This window comes from uncultured Lactobacillus sp. (assembly GCF_944327175.1).
GTDB lineage: Bacteria > Bacillota > Bacilli > Lactobacillales > Lactobacillaceae > Lactobacillus.
On the sequence record NZ_CALVGT010000011.1, the window covers coordinates 1 to 13,314 of the forward strand.

The following is a 13,314-nucleotide window of genomic DNA, read 5'->3' on the forward strand; positions in this document are numbered from 1 at the left end:
TTGAGCAATTTTGCTTTGATGGTAATTGATTGTTCCAATGGTTTCACCTCCATTCTTTCAATTGTTATTATATCATCTTTGTTTTAGTGAATACAGTAGAAAGGAAAAAGGGCTGAAAGTACAATTCTTCCCCAGATTGAAATCATGGGGTATCCTTGTTTAATCAGCCCTAGGTATATCAATGAACAAATTGTTCTTTGTCCATTGGTGAAAATAGCTCTTAACTTGTTTTTAGCGGCTTATGCCAACCTATCGATAAAACGGTCAATCTGCAAAAAGTATTCTACTAATTCCCGGTGTTTTTGCCCGTCTTTTTCATAGTAGTCCTGCAAATCGGCTAAATCCATCTGCTCCATCAGCTTAGATGCCGTCTTATCCTTACTCCAGCTCTGGTGGCGCTTCTGCATCAAGTCATGCATGTACTGCTTAACGTCTTCTTACCCACTTCCCCTTCACCAAGAGACTGGTCAAGGGGGCGAATTTCGGCTTAAAATTGCGATAACCGCGAAAGTTATGCAGCTCAACCGCGCGCAGCAACATGATTTGCTCCTTAATCGGCTTGGTCGCCGTGTCTTTGCCGGTAGTCCTTCCGGCTCATCTTAACCTTCGGTACCTTTTCAGTTGGGTTGGCCAGTTGCCGGCTGACCCGGTCCAGGCGGGCAGCTTCTGCTTCTCCCTTGGCTTCAGCTTCCGCGCGTTCCCGAGCCTTACGAAGTTTTCTGACCTGGATGTCCCGCATCCACAAGGTCGGCATGATCGCTACAGCTCCTAAGAAGGCACCCATGGTGTTAGCGATCATGTCGTTGACATCATAAATCCCCAGCCCTGTCATCCTCTGAAAATGTTCAATAAACCAAGACAGGCAGAAGGCCATAAATGTAGTGATCATAATGCTATGCAGCCACTTGGACCAGGATGGAATAATGTAGCCCAAGGGCACAAAAAGCAGAACATTCATCAAAAAGCCGTAGCGGCCGCCATAATTTGAGCTGGCAAAGACTTTTTTCAGACCCCACTTCCAAAAGGCCGGGTCTTCCAGAACCTCTGAGCTAGCAGCCATTTGGGCCGGATGCTGCCAGTAGTAGACGGCAGCCGTCAGCATTCTTGAGGCAAACACATAGTAGATCAAGGCACAGCCATAAACAACCGTCACTACCAGCCGCAAAAATGAGTTGCCCGTGCGGATGGCCCAGTAGCCTGCCAAAACACACGCAGCAATGACCACAAATCGGATCAGCAAAGCCAGTTCATGATACATTCTTTTTCACTTCCCCTTACAAATTTCTTTCTACATATTTTATACCAATCGTTTAGCGACCACAAAAAATTAATAGTCTTCATATTAAAATAAATATGATTTTTCTTCTCCATTCTGACTTTTAGTGTTCTATAATATTCTCAGCAAATGTTGTTAACTAACATATTGTAAGATTTGAAGGCTTTTCTTTGGAAAGGAAAAAGTTATGAACAGAATGTACTTCTTCTCTGGGAAGAAAATGCTGGCTGCCGGGGCTTTAGCTTTGGCTTTAACGGCCAGTGCTGCCCAGACCAGCCAGTTCAAGGCTTTGCTACCGGGCAATGGCGAAGCCAAGGCTTTTTACGTGCCAACTGATGCTGAATGCCGGTACGTCATCAAGAGCCAAGCAGATATTGACAAGTTCTTCAGTCAAAATGTCTTCGTCAGAGACTCCCTGCTGGAATTCAAATTTGAAAACTCCACTCCGATCAAGTTTCCAAAGGACGCCGATTTGAAGTTAATGCGGGGAGTTAAATTTGACTTCACCGGCAAGTCAACTGGCAACATTGACTTCAATGGAACCAAAATGATGATCAACCGCCGCTACGGCACTAAGAAGAAGATCGACTGGAACGCTGACTGGCCGGAAACGGTCAGAACAAGCTGGACGGTGAAAGGCGACCACAAGAACCAAGTCATTTCCAACTTGAACGTTTACGGCTCTGTTCAAGGCTCAGTCAACTCCCAAGGGGTTGTAAGCTCTGACTACAACGGTGGGTTGCAGGTTTCCATGCTACACACCAAGAACGTGACCTTCAAGAACATGAACTTCCACCAGGTCCACTACTACAACCGCCACGTCTTTGACGTCATGGGCTGCACCAACATCACCTGGGACGGCTGCCGCTTTTACGGCTATGCTGGTTCTGGCTTCAACCAGGCCGGCTGGAACGCTATCTACACCAAAAATAAGGATCCTCACGGCGTCTACTCAGAAGCTATCGAACTTGGCGTTGCTACCAAGGCAGACGCGGGCGGTGACCCTAACGTCAACGAATCAATTTTTGGCAAGAACATGTATGACGGGGCCGGCACCCAAAACGCCACGATCAAGAACTGCTACTTTGGGCCAGAAAAGAATGGCTTGACTGGCGGGGCCATGATTAACGGCTTAGACAAGCGGGCTAGCTTCCCTTATGGGGCAAGCGTTGGCAACCACAGCATCGACGAGACTAGCAAGAAGTCCCACTACAAGAATATCAGCGTTACTGGGACTACCTTTGAAAACACGGCAGTAGCTACCAACACGACACCAACTTACTACAAGCACATGGCGCCCGTTCACTACCGCTACTCACCGCTTGACACTGCAGCCCAGGTTAACACTTTGACGGCAAGCAACAACACTTACATCAATGTTCTCGACCTTGGGGACAGCGGTATTCCAGATACCTTGAGCGGACAAAACCGGCCAGTCTACAAGTTGGACCTTGGCCTGCACAAGGCATGGTTCCGGAACGCACCAGTATACCTGGCAACCATTTCAAACAACTTCGCGAAGTTGAATTCACACGGCAGCAAGTACACCAAGGCGGTATTGGCAAGTTCTGTCAAGAAAACTACCGCTAAGAAGACTGCCAAGAAGAAAGTAGCTAAGAAATCTACTAAGAAGGCTGCCAAGAAGAAAGTAGCTAAGAAATCTACTAAGAAGGCTACTAAGAAAGCTGCCAAGAAGAAAGTAGCTAAGAAGGCCGCAGCTAAGAAGACTACTAAGAAGAAAGCGGCTAAAAAGACCACTGCCAAGAAGTCTACCAAGAAAACTGCAGCTAAGAAGGCTAGTAGTAAGAAAGTAAGTTCAAAGAAGAAAACTGCTAAAAAAGCTAGTAGTAAGAAAGTAACTTCAAAAAAGAAAACTGCTAAAAAGACTACCAAGAAGTCTTCTAAGAAGAAGTCTTCTAAGAAGAAGTCAACTAAGAAAAAGACTGCTAAGAAGTCAAGCAAGAAGAGCACTAAGAAAACTTCCAAGAAGAAGTAATTCCTTAGACTAACCTGCAAAGTCCGTCAGCAATGCTGGCGGGCTTTTTCTTTGCTCCGCATCCCCGTACAATTTGTGTTATCATTTTCTACGTAATTTTTGAAAAATCGTTATCAGCAGAAGAAAGAAAAACAAATATGGACAATGAAAAAATCAATGAATTATGGGGCAAGTACAAGGATATCATCCCCTATGTCTTCTGGGGCGTCATAACTACCCTGGTCAACATCTTCTCCTACTGGCTCTGCAACAGCGTCTTCAAGTGGGACATCATGCCAGCAACGATCATGGCCCAGTTCCTGTCAATCGTTTTTGCCTACTTGACCAACCGCAAGTGGGTTTTCCACAGCCAGGCATCCACTTTTAAGGAATACGCCAGTGAAATCGCCAGCTTCTTCGCGGCCAGAATCGGGACTGCGCTTTTAGACATGGCCATCATGTTCATCTTTGCTGAACAAATGCACTTAAACAGCATGATCATCAAGACCCTGGCCAATGTGATTGTCGTTATTGTCAACTACGTGGCCAGCAAGTTCTGGATCTTTAAATCCAAGGATTTAGAATAATCTATCTGGATTAATTGCTAAGAAATGGTAATTATTCCGGCTAAAAGTTTCAACTAATACATTTTCGTGTTAATCTTGAAGTCAGTTTAACCAGAGAGGAAGGGTGAAAATGCGGAAAAGAAACATAATTTTGGCCTTTTTAGGATGCTTGGGGTCAGTCCTCTTGATCAGCGGCCTGACTTTCCAGAATTCCGGCCAGTCAGCCCAGCTGACCTTAAAGTTCGTCAACTTATTTGAGAAGGTTCATTTTCACTTGACCGGTACTATGATGGCTGAGTACCCGATTTACCACATGATGCGGAAGCTGGCCCACACGGCTGAGTATTTCCTGCTCGGCGCCAGTGCCTGCTACTTCTTCAGTCGCTGGCAAAAGCGCTACGCCTGGTCAGCCCTGGCCCTGTCCGCCGCCTTCTCTCTCTTTGATCAGACCAGCAAGCTGCTGGTTCCCGGCCGGGAATTCGATCCAACTGACTTTCCTTTCGACATTGCCGGCTACTTACTCGGGATCGGCTTGATCCTCTTGCTTCAGCGGCCATGGGCTAAGCGGGCCGTCAACTAAACCGCTAATACATTTTACTAATTACTAAAAAGAGTGCTTTCCCGGCACTCTTTTTTCATCTTCAGCATTTACTTGATTAACAATTACTAAATTCGAATTATCATAAACGGCTAAAAATCGTATAATATCTATTGTTTGAAATTTACAGTTTGAAGAAAGGAAAAAATACTAACTCCTCCGCATTCAACTATACTTTCCCTCTCGTCAAAAGGCGGTGCTTTCAGAAGAGATGCGGCGGAGAAACAATAACAAAGGAAAGCTTAATGAAAAAGAACAAATTTACAATTAGCTGGGGAGACTTCAGCCGTTACCGAAGTAGCATGTTTGACCTTTGTTAGGCACCTGCTTTTCCTTAATTTCATTGACCATGCCGATACAAGCTACTGGTTTATCTTTTTCATCAAGAATAGAAAGGTATTTCTAAATTGGATGTAAAAAACAATCTCCACAATAATGGCGAGAGCAATCCCCGTAAATTGAATTTGCTATACCTGGGCCTGCTCCTCTTCGTTACTCTGCTGACCACCCTTTACCTGGCCAGCACTAAGGCAATCTTTGCCTTCTCAGACTGGACCTTCCACGCTTCACGGGTAGAAGAAATCTACTTGAACCTCAAGTCCGGTTCCTTCTTTACTTTTATCGCGGCCAGAACTTTTCACAATACCGGCGCCGCTTCCTTCCTCTTTTATCCTTACATTTTCTTTTACCCTTGGGCCTTTTTACGTTTCGTCCTATCTCCGGTCAATGCCTTTTACGCCTGGTACGCACTGGTAACTTTTGCCACGGCAGCGATCAGCTACTTCTCAATGAAGTCATACTCAAAGAAGTCCCTGGCCAGCTTCATTTTCTCCTTGGTCTATACTTTTGCCCCTTACCGGCTCTATCTGGGCGGGGCAGTCTTTGGCGAATACCTGGCTGTTACCTTCCTGCCCCTGCTTTTCCTGGGCATCTATGAAGTCCTGTGGGGCGACAAGAAAAAATGGTACCTCCTGGCTATCGGCGGGGCGCTGGTCGCTTATGCCCACATCCTCTCTGTCTTTTTGAGTCTGGAATTTGCTGTAATCCTTTTTATCATCAAACTGATTACCAGCCGCGGCATCAGCAAAGACCGGATTAAATCCTTGCTTTTAGCTGCCGGCGTTTGCGTTCTCTTGGTTTTGCCAGTAATTGTACCGTTCTTTACTGACTTTATCGGCCAAGGACTCTCCAGCGCCAAGCCAGGCATCAGCTACACCATGGAGCCACTCTACCTGCTCCTCAACTCCTTCTCTGCTCAAAAGGGCTGGAAACTGAGCTTCATGCTGATGTTGACGATCTTTACTGCTTGGGCCTTTATCAAGAGCCGGCGAAACTGGATCATTTACGGTTTAGGCCTCTTTGCCTGCTTCTTGGCCACCCGCTATTTTCCATGGAAGCTCACTGCCGGCACGCCATTTGAAATGTTCCAGCTGACTGCCCGCTACCTTTCCTACGCTTCACTCTTCTTGACCATCCTTTTTGCCTTGGGCAGTGACGATGTGCTTGAAGAACATGTGGCTGGCCGGAAAAAGCTCACCCTCAGCTGCAGCTTAGCAGTCTTCATGGCCCTCTTCTCCCTTAGTTCCCTGTCAGTTTACCAGGACACCTTAAAGCATGTTCAAGATATGCCAAAAATTACGGCCAACAGCACCCAGCCAGCACCATTCAAACGTCTGCGTAATTACAACTATTACAACCAGTTCAACTACAAGATTCTCTTCGGTGCCTTTGACTATATGCCAAAAAGCTCACTGACCAGCCTGCAAAAGCAAAATTCTCTTTTGATGCACCAAGCCTACTTGAATGGTAAGACTTTAACCTTGAGTCCTTTAATCAAAGCCAATCAAATTACTTACCAGGTCAAGAGCGAAAAAGCAGCTGATGTTGACTTGCCAGTAATTGCCTACAAGCACACAACTGTCAGCGTCAATGGGCAAAAGCATGCCTTCCACCGCGGCAACCGGGGGACGGTCGTGGTCGGCCTCAAGCGCGGGCAAAATACTATCACGGTTGGCTACAAGGCCAGTCCTGTTTTCTACTTGAGCATAGTCATCAGCATCTTCAGCTGGCTCGCTTTGCTTATCTACTTGGTCAAGTTCCGAACGAAGTAAACATAATACCAAAACATAAGAAAAAGAGTACGTGGAAAATCACGTACTCTTTTTGAATATAGCCGATTAGTTCATCATGATCGTACCATTGTTTGAACCACCAGTTGATTCTCTAGCAACGGTTGAAACTGAAACCCAGGCAATAGCGCCGTAGTCGTAGGCGTTTCTGTGGCTGGAGCCACTGCCAGCACTGTAGTAGCATGGGTCGTAAACCAGGAAGCGGCCGTTCTTGTACCCAGCAATTACCTTAGCATGATGTTTGCTACGGAAGTAAGTTTCGTAGCTTGAGAAGCCGTAGTAAAGCACTGGGTGCCCGCTCTTTACGACTGACTCGATCTTCGCCATGCTGCTGCCAGTAATATTGGTAAAGCCGCTGTCAAACTTCTTCATGTAGTTGGTTAAGCTTGATACTGACAGCAAACCGCGGAAGCTGGCAGTTGAGTAAACACTACCGTATTGCGGCAGGTTGTTATAGGCGTATCTCATGTTGAAGGACCGGTTCTTGATGCTCAAGAGAGTTGCTGAAGAAGCAACCGCGCAGCCTTCTGGCGCGTAGATTGGCATAAACTGGCTGTGCCAAGTCGGGGCGTGCAGGACGCCGTTTGACAAAGCATAGTAGTCTCGGCCGCCAACAAAGGCAAACTTCTTGATGAACATTGCGCCGGTCTTCTTGTCAAAGTAGTAGCCCTTGCCCTTGATCTTTTGGTAGCCGGTCTTTCTTTGCCCGTTTGAAGCATAGTACTTCTTAGACTTACCAACTGTTTGCAGGCCGGTAGTCATATAAGCGGTCTTCTTGCTGAAGTAGTACCACTTGCCATTAACCTTTTGTTCACCATATTGCAGCTGGCCGTTTGTCGCGTAATAAGTCTTGTACTTCTTAGTCGTCTTTTTCTTGTACTTCTTCTTAACTAACTTGCCGCGTTTCTTTACCCACTTGTGGGCCGTCTTGTAAGACTTCTTAGAAACAGTCTGGAAACCGGTCTTCATCGCGCCAGACTTGTCAGCAAACCAATACCAGTGCCCGTCAATCTTCTTCTTGCCGTAAACCATGCGGCCATTGGCATCGTAGTAAACGGTCTTCTTTTGCTCAGCAATCGTCTGGAAGCCGGTCTTCATCGCGCCGGTTTCATCATCGAACAGGTACCACTTGCCGCCAATCTTCTTTTGTCCATGGGCCAAATTGCCGCTGGCATCGTAGTAGACCGTTACCCTGTTTTCCGTAACAAAACCGCTCTTTTCCGCTGCCTGAGCCTTAGTGGCCGCAAAGCCGGTCAAGCCGCCCACAAGCAGAAGAGCAGACAATAAGCTATAACCTTTTTTCACTTTTCCATTTCCTTATTGCATGTAATAGATAAAAACTCTAACGACACGGTTAAACAAACAGTGAATATCTATATTCTGGCAAGACTCGCTATCTTGCTTTCCTTATTCTAAGCCAGGCTGGCAGCTTGCTTCCCAGCTTCTCCAGCTCCCAGTAAAACATGTTCAAAAATAGGCTGGCTAAAACCGTTATGGCCAGCAAAGTCAGATAAGCTACTACAGGATTCCTTGACCAGAAAACCGCGACCACGAACGGGTAAAAGTAGTAGCAGAAGAAGGTATGAGTCAGCCACATATTTGTGCTCAAGCGGCCAAAATACTCAAAAATCTTCCGCGGCCACTTTGCCAGATCCAGCAACAAGAGGCAGCCCGTCATAAAGACCGGGGTGATGATCAGCATCATATCGCTGACATTGCCAAATACTTTTTCTTGAAAGTAAAAGGCTGATATTATCAGCAATATTCCAATCACCGCCCGCAAAAGAGCCGTATAGCCGCTAAAGAGGTGGCGGAGATTGCTGAAGATATCATATTTGCCAAAAACGATCCCAAACAAGTAGGTGCAGATAAATGCATTAGGCATAAAGAGCTGGGTCCACAAGTAGCTGGAAGCCAGGCTATTGAACGGCACCAGCTTGGTCAAAGCCGGCAGGAACTTGACCGTAAAGACGGACAGCAGCAAAACTAGGCCGGTTTCCACATAGACGTTATTGATCTTTTCTGTCAAATAATAGTAGATGCTGCCCAGCATAATTGCTGCTACAAAAACACGGACAAACCACCACTCTCCATTGTAGGTTGACGCATAGCCGGTCAAATTCTGAATGAATTTGCTAAAAGAGAAATCAGCAAAACGATTCCACATAAATGCCCGCGAATACCGCGGCTGCTGACTAAAAAATAAGAAGCCCAGCGGGACGAACACGAAAAATACGCGCCAGTAAACCCGGTACAAGTTCCAAATTTTCCTCAGCAAGTGGAACTTGTGAGCTTCAATTTGTTTAGCAAGGCCCAAGCCGCCCAGGAACATGAAGATATACACGCAAATCTTGCCGAAACTGCCAACCATCTGCAAATGCTTCAAAGCCGCGGCCGGCAAAGCAAATTGGTATTTGGTTGGAATCCGGTCGGGAAAAGCCATGCTATGATGCAGCAGCATCAGCAAAATCGCGATGCCCTTCATCGCCTTGGTGTCTCGGCGTGAGAATTGCCATTTACTTATATTCAAAATAGTTATCCTTTATAATTTTATCTAAAACTATGCATAACCATCAAACGCTTTATTCATTTTTCTAAAACTGAAGTGATTGCTCAGCTTTGAGGCCAGCAATCGTCCGCTGGGCCCCTTCTTCTAAAGAAAATTCAGCCTGCCAGCCCAAGGCTTCCAGCTTTTCAGCATCTAAAGAGGAATTAGTCATCAAGTTGTAGCCTTTCTTCTCCGCGTCCGTCGGGTTCTCAAAAACTACTTGAGTTCCTGCCGCCTTGGCCAGGGCTTCAGCCAGCTGGCGGATGGTAACAACGGAATTCCGGTTGGAAATGTTGTAGGCATTGGCATTCTCGCCATTAAGCAGGATGGTCAAAAGCGCCGACGCGCAGTCTAAAGTATAGCAGTAGGACCGCAACTGCTGGCCCGCGCTCTTCATAACGATATCTTCTTGATTGACTGCATTGCGGGTAAATTGGGCGGATGCCCGGCTGTCAGACCTGCTAATAGTGGGTCCGTAAATGTGGCCCGGCCGAGCAATCACCGTTTCCAGGCCATATTCCTGGCTAAAGGAGGCGCACAGAGTTTCTGCCGCCCGCTTGGCACTTGGATAGCAGGCCCGGGGATTTAAAATATCCAAAAAGCCATAGTCTGCTTCTTTAAAAGGATCATTATTATCTTTATTCCCGTAGACTTCACTAGAAGACAGATACAAGAGGCGCTTGGTGCCTTGCTCTTTACCCATCTTCAGCAGGGAGTAAAGGCCATTGAAGTTGGCCAGCATCGTTTCAACTGGCTGGCTGACGTAGTAAGAAGGATTGGCATTGCTTGCCCCATGGATGATGTAGTCAGCTTTTACATTCAGATCTGCTTCTTTAGTGGCATCGTACTGGAAAAAGGCATAGTCTTTTCCTTCTTTAAAGCCGGCAAAGCGGGCTGCCATCCGCTCGCGGCTGCGGCCGGCCAGGACCAGCTTGATACCAGCATCCCTGTTTTTGTTCAGCAAGAGCAAGACGTCAACTAAGGCTGAACAGATCATCCCTGTTGCACCAGTAATAAATAAGTTCTTACCAAAAAGCAGTTCCAGATTCGGAACTGCCTTTTGCACGCGGTCTACGTCATCCCAATATTGTTCAGTATACTTCATCGTTACCTCGTTACTTAAGCCACTCATCTTTCTTGGTAGCAAGCAGGGCTTCAAAAATCATCAAATCGTCAACCGTCGTAATTTTCAAATTGGTTTCTGACCCCTTGGAGAAGTAGACTCTTTCTCCCAAAGCCTGCATCAAAGTGCAGGTCGCGGCCGTGTTGGTAATGCCGCGCTTGCCAGCTTCTTCATGAGCCCAGAGCAGCTTGCCCAAGGTATAGACGTGTGGCGTCTGCGTTCTGTAAAGCTGCTCACGCGGAATTGAATCAGTTGAAGAAATGCCGCCGTCACCGCTGCGGAAAACTGCTTCCACACATGGAATAGCAGTAATCGCGCTGCCGTGTTCCTTAAAGGTAGCCAGACTGTCAGAGATGATTTCCTGGGAAACATTGCAACGGTTCCCGTCATGGATTAAGACGACTTCATCATCTCCTAATTCCTTGGACAGGACTTCCAAGCCGTTGTGAATTGATTCCTGGCCTGTTGCCCCGCCTGGCACGACCCACTTAAGCTTGCTGATGTTAAACTGCTTGGCATAAACTTTCAAAACATCCATCCAGGCCGGCAGGGTAACTACCATGATTGCGTCAACCAAGGGATGCTTCTGGAAAGCCTCCATCGTATGAATGATAATCGGCTTGTTGTTCACGTGCATGAATTGTTTAGGAATATCTTGCTTCATCCGTGAACCAACACCAGCTGCCGTCAATAATGCTACTACCATTTTTTACTCCTTCAGCCGTTTTCCAGCTTTACTGTTAAGCTTTCAATGCAGCTCTTTTATTCAATATCGGCAAAAATCTAGCCATTACTTTCATTTTAACAGATCTATCCAGCATTTGAACTGAATTAACAATCCGCCTATTTAGATCTTTCCTTCCTTCTTTCTCCGTATTTTTTAAATTTCTTTAAAAAGAAGAATAAAATTATTGTGGTATACTTGGAAGTTAGTATTGTGCAAACCAGCATGCTTTTTTATCCAATGCATCTGCATAAGAATGTGAGGAAATCTAGGTGAACAATTTTTACAGTAAGGCTGACACCACGCTCACTTTAAAAGAGCTGGCCAAACTGATCTGGAAGAATCTGCTGCTGATCATTATCGGCACAGCCTTGTTTGGCAGCCTAGCTTACGTGACCGCCAACTACCTGCTTCCAGCCAGATATACCGCCAGCACGGACTTCGTGGCCAAGGGTAAAATCACGCAAGGCGGCTTTACCAAGCGGCAGGCCAGAAGCCAAAATGAGCAGGCTGCTAACGGCTTTCAAAATATTGCTATCAGCCCTGGTGTCATCGACCACACTACCGATGAAATCGGCAACCTTTCGCCAACGGCTCTGCGCGAGAATATTACCGTCTGCTCCACTCCCCGGTCCAACACTTATACCTTGACTGTCACTAGTTCTTCGCCTAAAAAAGCCAAAAAGGCGCTTAAGGTTGTGGCCAAAAACTTCAAGAAAGAATTCAAACTTGAATACAAGCGGGGCCGCAAGGCCATGCCAACCAAAAAGAAGAGGCGTAAGTACTTAAAGCCAATCCTGCCAACTGTCCTGGTCAAGTCCATCAAGTTCAAGGACAAGACCAGCGTCATCAAGAGCTACCCGAATGTCAAGTTTGCAGCCGCGATCGGTACAGCAACCGGCTTCTTGCTGGCAACTTGGGGATCAATTTACTGGCACCTGCGCAGAAGTTACCGATAAGGAGGTTAGCGTGAAGTCTATCAAATCAGCCGGTGACCGCTTCTTCGCGGTAATGGCCTATATCATCGTCATCCTGTCAGTCATGTCGACGACAGTCATGTGGAACTACTTAAAGGGAGCTTTTATCCCAATCGGAAGCTACCGCTACCTGCTTTTAGGGATTGGGCTTCTCTTGGTTCTGGTGACTAATTCCTATAACTTTAAGGACTTGTCCTTCATCGTTTTGACAGTCTGCTACCTGCTTGTCTTTATCTTTTTCTCGCAGATCAACCCTTTTAAGTACTTTTCCAACCTTTGCCTACCTTTGACAGCTGCTCTTTTAATTGCCTTTGTCTACTGCCGGCATAATATGGGGCAGCTCATTTGGGACAGCTATGCCAACATTGTCTTGATCGTGGCTGGCGTATCGCTCTTCTTTTACTTCTTTGGCAGTATTCTGGGCCTGCGGATCGGTGCCGTTGATACCAACTACTACTGGGCCAACAACCCCCACTTTACAACCAGCTACTGCTACCTTTATTTCCACCAGCCCTTACAGGATCAAATGTACCTGGGCCACCATGTAATCAGAAACACGGGGATCTTCACTGAAGCTCCAGGCTACACCCTCTTCCTTTTGAACGGTTTGATCATCGAGCTTTTCGGCAAAAAGTCCAAGACCTTCTGGCGGATTGGCCTTATCTTGATCACCTTGCTGACAACCCTGTCAGCAACCGCAATCCTACTTGGCGCTTTAGCTGTCTTGCTTTCCTTCTTGCAATATCTGCAGGCGCAAGGTAAGCTCCACTTAAAGATTGTCATCCCTATCTTCCTGCTCTTGCTGGTCTTAGGGGTCATCGTTATCCGGATCAGAAAATCCGGTGGCTCTTCCTACTCAGTCAGAGTGGATGACCTGCGCATCGGCTTGACTCTCTGGAGTCAAAACCCAATCTTCGGAGTGGGCTTTGGCAACGAAGGAGCCATGATCAAGATGTTTGCCTTCCACCGGGCTAACAACGGCCTAAGCATGGGGCTGACCACCTTAATGGCTACCGGCGGGTTCTACCTGGCCCTTTACTTCCTGGTGCCCTTCTTTACCACCCTCTTTGCTCCAAGCCGCCGTTATCTCTTGCCGATCAGTATTTTATTGCTGCTCGAAATCATTATTTCCAACATCTCCACCAACCCTGTTTACTTAATGGCCATGGCTCTTCTCTGGTATGCCACTTTAAACGACCTCAGAGAGCAGAGAACTTTCGCCGGGACAACTATACCAGCCTTTACATTTAGGGCTGAAAAAGCATTTTTAGACAGTCAACCAACCTCGGACTGAAGTCCGGGGCTTGCAAGTCGAGAAATGCCAAAATGCATTCCAGCTCACACTAGTCAGATAGAGATGATTTGCGGGTGCAGGGATCATCCAATTACCAAACTTAT

General features: G+C 46.7%; 12 protein-coding genes. 6 read left to right on the top strand and 6 right to left on the bottom strand.

Translation table 11 applies throughout. The features are described 5' to 3' along the window. Positions 1-239: 239 nt before the first annotated feature. Together Q0J41_RS01400 and Q0J41_RS01405 are read right to left on the bottom strand one after the other, a co-directional pair. Positions 240-419: a hypothetical protein gene (locus Q0J41_RS01400; protein ID WP_296225210.1), complete on the bottom strand. Its 180-nt coding sequence runs from the start codon at positions 417-419 to the stop codon at positions 240-242. A gap of 131 nt (positions 420-550) precedes the next feature. Next, positions 551-1,258: a VanZ family protein gene (locus Q0J41_RS01405; protein WP_296225212.1), complete on the bottom strand. Its 708-nt coding sequence runs from the start codon at positions 1,256-1,258 to the stop codon at positions 551-553. Positions 1,259-1,463: 205 nt separating this feature from the next. Between Q0J41_RS01405 and Q0J41_RS01410 the strand changes: the two genes are divergently transcribed. From Q0J41_RS01410 to Q0J41_RS01425, 4 genes are all read left to right on the top strand, one after another. After that, complete coding sequence (locus Q0J41_RS01410) at positions 1,464-3,272, top strand: hypothetical protein (protein WP_296225214.1); 1,809 nt, start codon at positions 1,464-1,466, stop codon at positions 3,270-3,272. A 137-nt stretch (positions 3,273-3,409) separates the two neighbouring features. Next, positions 3,410-3,838, top strand: coding sequence for a GtrA family protein (locus tag Q0J41_RS01415; protein WP_296225216.1), 429 nt, complete (start codon positions 3,410-3,412; stop codon positions 3,836-3,838). Between the two features lie 109 nt (positions 3,839-3,947). Then, on the top strand, positions 3,948-4,397 hold the full coding sequence (locus tag Q0J41_RS01420) for a VanZ family protein (RefSeq protein WP_270851026.1): 450 nt from the start codon (positions 3,948-3,950) through the stop codon (positions 4,395-4,397). 476 nt (positions 4,398-4,873) lie between these two features. Next, positions 4,874-6,526: a hypothetical protein gene (locus Q0J41_RS01425; protein WP_296225220.1), complete on the top strand. Its 1,653-nt coding sequence runs from the start codon at positions 4,874-4,876 to the stop codon at positions 6,524-6,526. Between the two features lie 66 nt (positions 6,527-6,592). Here Q0J41_RS01425 and Q0J41_RS01430 read toward each other — a convergent pair whose 3' ends face one another. From Q0J41_RS01430 to Q0J41_RS01445, 4 genes are all read right to left on the bottom strand, one after another. Further along, positions 6,593-7,849, bottom strand: coding sequence for a C39 family peptidase (locus Q0J41_RS01430; protein ID WP_296225222.1), 1,257 nt, complete (start codon positions 7,847-7,849; stop codon positions 6,593-6,595). A gap of 88 nt (positions 7,850-7,937) precedes the next feature. Then, a complete protein-coding gene (locus Q0J41_RS01435) occupies positions 7,938-9,074 on the bottom strand; it encodes an acyltransferase (protein WP_296225224.1) in 1,137 nt (378 codons plus the stop codon). A 64-nt stretch (positions 9,075-9,138) separates the two neighbouring features. Next, entirely contained in the window at positions 9,139-10,197 is a 1,059-nt protein-coding gene (locus Q0J41_RS01440) for an NAD(P)-dependent oxidoreductase (RefSeq protein ID WP_296225226.1), read from the bottom strand. Positions 10,198-10,207: 10 nt separating this feature from the next. After that, positions 10,208-10,921 (bottom strand): IspD/TarI family cytidylyltransferase, encoded by a 714-nt coding sequence (locus tag Q0J41_RS01445; RefSeq protein WP_296225228.1) that lies wholly within the window; start codon positions 10,919-10,921, stop codon positions 10,208-10,210. Positions 10,922-11,211: 290 nt separating this feature from the next. Here Q0J41_RS01445 and Q0J41_RS01450 point away from each other — a divergent pair, with 290 nt between their 5' ends. Both Q0J41_RS01450 and Q0J41_RS01455 read left to right on the top strand, forming a co-directional pair. Beyond that, a complete protein-coding gene (locus tag Q0J41_RS01450) occupies positions 11,212-11,898 on the top strand; it encodes a Wzz/FepE/Etk N-terminal domain-containing protein (RefSeq protein ID WP_296225230.1) in 687 nt (228 codons plus the stop codon). 10 nt (positions 11,899-11,908) lie between these two features. Further along, positions 11,909-13,210: a beta-carotene 15,15'-monooxygenase gene (locus tag Q0J41_RS01455; protein WP_296225232.1), complete on the top strand. Its 1,302-nt coding sequence runs from the start codon at positions 11,909-11,911 to the stop codon at positions 13,208-13,210. Positions 13,211-13,314 lie beyond the last annotated feature (104 nt).